At 70.2% G+C, this 2,285-nt stretch carries 3 protein-coding genes; all 3 read right to left on the bottom strand.

What is annotated here, in order from left to right; genetic code table 11:
• Window positions 1-195 precede the first annotated feature (195 nt).
• Window positions 196-852, bottom strand: a complete 657-nt coding sequence (gene bluB / locus EQG76_RS26415) for a 5,6-dimethylbenzimidazole synthase (RefSeq protein ID WP_159717843.1) — start codon at window positions 850-852, stop codon at window positions 196-198.
• Between the two features lie 49 nt (window positions 853-901).
• The gene (locus EQG76_RS26420; RefSeq protein WP_159717845.1) at window positions 902-1,798 is read right to left on the bottom strand and encodes a DeoR/GlpR family DNA-binding transcription regulator; all 897 of its coding nucleotides are present in this window, start codon (window positions 1,796-1,798) and stop codon (window positions 902-904) included.
• Window positions 1,767-2,285 (bottom strand): oligopeptide/dipeptide ABC transporter ATP-binding protein (locus EQG76_RS26425; protein ID WP_159717847.1); only part of this gene is annotated, 519 nt, incomplete at its 5' end. The genes EQG76_RS26420 and EQG76_RS26425, both read right to left, overlap by 32 nt.

Consider the following 2,285-nt stretch of genomic DNA (forward strand, 5'->3'; position numbering starts at 1 on the left):
TTGGTGGAGGCGTTTCTCGGTCGGATGGAAATGGCGGGCACCAGGCTCCATCCGCGACCGTAGCACGCCGGTGTGACCGGCATGTGTCGGCATCGTGACGTGCTTCTCGGGCCTGGCGGTCTTCTGCCAAGCGGAAGAAGAAGCTGGCAAGCCCGGCTTGTCCGGATCGGCCACGGCGTCGCAGGCCGCCAGCGGTCAGCGCTCGGTCACGAACTCCCGCCAGTCGAGCCGCGCCTGCCAGCCGGCCCGCTCCAGTTCGGGCACGCTGTGCTCCTCTTCCGGCCGGCCGACGCAGAGCAGGGCCACGAACGCCCAGGCTTTCGGTACCTCGAGCAGATCGGCCACGCCGGCCGGATCCAGAATCGACACCCAGCCGACCCCGATGCCGCGCGCCCGGGCGGCCAGCCAGAAGGTGTGGATCGCCAAGGCCGTCGAATAGCGCAGGGTCTCGGGCATGGTCCGCCGGCCGAGGCCATGGCCTGCCGCCGGGGCCTCGTCGGCGAACACGGCCAGGATCTCCGGCGCCTCGCGCAGCCCGTGCAGCTTCAATTGTCGGTAGCGCGCCTGCGCCTCGCCCTCATAGGCGGCCGCGGCCAATTGGTTCTGCAGGTCGACATGCCGTGCCAGCCTAGTGCGCAGCTCACCTGAGCGCACCCGCACGAACCGCCAGGGCTGGGCGTTGCCGACCGAGGGCGCCAGGCAGGCCAGGCGCAGCAGCTCGTCCATCTCGCCCGGCGGGATCGGGTCGGAGCGGAAGCGGCGGACGTCACGGCGCCAGATCAGCAGCTCTTCGAGCTGCCGGACGAACAATGAGCCGAAGGTGGCAGGTGCGCTGCGGGTCGGCCGATCCATCTCCCCTGCCCCGTGGACGAAACCTGTCAGGGTATCCTGCCATGCCGGCTCAGCGCTGTCGCGCTGCGCGGCCGTTGGGCCGCTCGCACAGCACCTCGACGCCGCCCTCGCGGAATGCCCCGGCGAACGGCTCGGGCGGCGGGCGGTTGGTGACGACGGTGAGCAGCGTGCCGAGATCGAAGGTGCGCACCGAGGCACGCCGGCCGAACTTGCTCTCGTCGCAGACCAGGACGTTGCGGCGCGCCTGGCCGTAGAGGATCCGGCGCAGGTCGGATTCCTCCTCGGCATAGTCCATCCAGCCGTGCTGCGCATCGCAGGCGGCGATGCCCATCACGGCGATGTCGAACACGAAGCGGCGCACGAAGGCCAGCGTGTCGCCACCCAAGAGCGCGTTGTCGTTGGAGCGCAGCCAGCCGGGCGTCACCTTGATGCGCAGGCCGGGCTCGGATGCGAGCAGCTGGGCGATGTCCAGGGAGTTGGTGACGAGCTGGACGTCGCGCTTGCCCACCAGTGCCCGGGCGAACGCCAGGGGCGTGGAGCCGGTGTCGACGAACACGGTCATCCCGTCCTCGACCATGCCCGCCGTGATCTGGGCGATCTTGGCCTTCTCCTTGGGCCGGATGCGCTCGCGCTCGCCCAGCGGCTGCTCCTGGTCGGGGCGGAACGGCACCGCACCGCCATGGATGCGGCGCAGCCGGCCGCGCGCCTCCAGCTCATCCAGGTCGCGCCGGATCGTTTCCTCGCTGACCGCCAGTTCCTGAGCCAGGCCCGAAACGCGCACGCGCGGCTCGCGCTCCAGGCGGCGCAGGATCACCTCGTGGCGATGCCGGGTGAGCGGGGACGAGCTCACGGGCACCACCTTGCCGGCGGGCGAGCGGGTGCGGTCCTGCCTGTCCCCGGCATCGGGGTCATGGTCAGGCCGCGAGATGGCAGGCCGCGTACTCATGAGGTGCCACCACCTTCAGCCCGGGCTCCTGCTGCGCGCAGCGGCCGATCGCGAGCGGGCAGCGCGGGCGGAAGCTGCACCCCTCGGGGATGTCGATCGGGCTAGGCGGCTCGCCTTCCAGCAGGCAGTCCTCGGCCCGGTACGGCTTCTCCTCCAGGACCGGCACGGCCGAAAGCATCGCCTTGGTGTAGGGATGGGCCGGCTTCGTGAACACGGTCTGGTTGTCGGCCAGCTCCACCACCTTGCCCAGATACATGACCGCGATCCGGGTGCAAACCTTCCGCACCATGGCGAGGTCATGGCTGATGAACAGATAGGTCAGGCCATGGCTCGCCTGGAGCTTCTCGAACAGGTCGAGCAGGCGCGCCTGCTCCATCGGGTCCAGTGAGGACAGGGTCTCGTCCAGGATCATCAGCCGCGGCTCCAGCACCAATGCGCGCGCGATGTTGATGCGCTGGCGCTGACCGGCCGACAGGCCGATCGGCAG

Source organism: Geminicoccus flavidas (genome assembly GCF_009806515.1).
Classification (GTDB): Bacteria; Pseudomonadota; Alphaproteobacteria; order Geminicoccales; family Geminicoccaceae; genus Geminicoccus; species Geminicoccus flavidus.

Coding starts and splice junctions, on each gene's coding strand:
- bluB (WP_159717843.1), bottom strand. CDS start 852: ATGGATCGGCCGACCCGCAGCGCACCTGCCACCTTCGGCTCATTGTTC.
- EQG76_RS26420 (WP_159717845.1), bottom strand. CDS start 1,798: ATGAGTACGCGGCCTGCCATCTCGCGGCCTGACCATGACCCCGATGCC.